The organism is Streptomyces sp. NPDC001415 (genome assembly GCF_053597395.1).
Map to the genome: position 1 here is coordinate 1 of NZ_JBSFIE010000080.1, position 2,023 is coordinate 2,023.

Below are 2,023 nucleotides of genomic sequence, written 5' to 3' on the forward strand. Positions count from 1 at the left end.
CGCGAGCAGCGCGTCCGGATTGTTGAAGCGGAACATCAGAGCCGCGACCGGGGTCAGCGCGAGCACCGCGCCCGCGATCAGCCCCGCGGCCGGGCTGAACCGGCGCCGCACGGCCGCGTACAGCACGGCGACCGTGCCCACACCCATCAGCACCTCGGGCAGCAGGATCTGCCAGGAGCCGAGGCCGAAGAGGCGTACGGACAGGGCCATCGGCCACAGCGCGGCCGGGGGCTTGTCGACGGTGATGGCGTTGGCGGCGTCGAGCGAGCCGAAGAAGAAGGCCTTCCAGCTCTGGCTGCCCGCCTGGACGGCCGCCGAGTAGAAGGAGTTCGCGTACCCGGAGGCGCTGAGGTTCCACAGGTAGCCGGCGAAGGTGGCGGCGAGCACCGCGAGGAACGCGGGCCGCACCCAGGCCGGGTCGTCGGGGCGGCCGCGCCACAGCCGGCTCCCGGCGGCCCGGCGCCCGCGCGCCGCGACCCCCTCACACGGTTCGGCCTGGCAGGAGGTCGTGCTCATCATGCGTCGCCCTTCGGGTGATCGGGAGAAGTGGTGCGGTCCGGGAAGACCCAGGCGCGGAACAGCAGGAAGCGCAGGATCGTCGCCGCGAGGTTCGCCGCCACCAGGACGGCCACCTCGGTGGAGTGCGCGGCGTCCGGGGTGGCCGCGTCGAGGGCCGCGAGCGAGCCGCTGGTGAGCGCGAGGCCGATGGCGAAGACCGCGAGGCCCCGCGCCTGGTGACGTACCGCCCGGTCCCGGCCGCGTACCCCGAAGGTGAGCCTCCGATTGGCCGACACGTTCGCCACCGCCGACACCAACAGGGCCACGCCATTGGCGAGTTGGGGGCCCATCGCGATGCGCGAGACCGAGTACAGGGCGAGGTAGAAGAGCGTGGAGAGCGCGCCGACCACGCAGAACCCGACGACCTGGCGGGCCAGGCCCCCCGGCACCCCGCTGAGCTGCCGGTCCCTCGGGTCGTCGCCGAACGGCCGCGAGAGCCGGTCGAGCGGCAGCGCCCCGACGGCCAGCGCCCGCCCGACCCGCCACACCCCCTTGAGGTCGTCCATCGCCGTACTGACGATGTGCACGGTGCTGGCCGGGTCGTCGACCCAGTCCACCGGCACCTCGTGGATCCGCAGCCCGGCCCGCTCGGCGAGCACCAGCATCTCGGTGTCGAAGAACCAGCCGGTGTCCTCGACCATCGGCAGCAGCCGCTCGGCCACATCGCGCCGGATCGCCTTGAACCCGCACTGCGCGTCGGAGAACCGCGCCGCGAGCGAGCCGCGCAGGATCAGGTTGTACGTACGCGAGATGAACTCCCGCCTGGCGCCGCGCACCACCCGCGAGGAACGGGCCAGCCGCGAGCCGATGGCGAGGTCCGAATGCCCGGAGATGAGCGGCGCGACCAGCGGCAGCAGGGCGTTGAGGTCGGTGGACAGGTCCACGTCCATGTACGCGAGCACCGGCGCGTCCGAGGCCGACCACACGGCACGCAGCGCCCGCCCGCGCCCCTTCTCCTCAAGACGAAAGGCCCGCACCTCGGGAATCTCGCGCTCAAGTCTCTTGGAAATCAAGGGAGTCGAGTCGACGCTGGCATTGTCGGCGACCGTGATCCGGAAGCCGTACGGGAAGGTCCGCGCGAGGTGCTCGTGCAGCCGCCGTACGCAGCGCTCCAGGTCACGCTCCTCGTTGTACACGGGGATCGTCACGTCGAGCACGAGGGTGCCGGCCGGCTGGACGGGCAGGTGGCGGCGGGCCGGAAGGGCCGCCGGATGCGCCGGGTCCACCGTGTGAGGCGCGGTCGCGGCGCTCGGGGCGCACCCGGCACGGGCCGTACCGGCGGCGCTCGTGGCAGAGGGTTCGGTTCGCATACCGCGACCCTCGCCAGGGCCGCTGTCACACCTGTGTGGTCGGCCTGTCCCCAGCCTGTGAGAGCCTGTGTCTAAACCCCGCCCGGATCAGACCGCGGCGTCTGGTGCGTGCGATCGCAAGGCGCCGGAAGGCCCTCGATGGGGGTACCCCCTGG

The 2,023-nt window shown here is 72.6% G+C and carries 2 protein-coding genes; both read right to left on the reverse strand.

The genetic code is table 11. The features are described from left to right. The coding region (locus ACWC2B_RS38005; protein ID WP_450724925.1) for an ArnT family glycosyltransferase at positions 1–516 on the reverse strand (516 nt) is incomplete at its 3' end. Further along, entirely contained in the window at positions 516–1,868 is a 1,353-nt protein-coding gene (locus ACWC2B_RS38010) for a glycosyltransferase (RefSeq protein ID WP_450724923.1), read from the reverse strand. The genes ACWC2B_RS38005 and ACWC2B_RS38010, both read right to left, overlap by 1 nt. Positions 1,869–2,023: the final 155 nt, after the last annotated feature.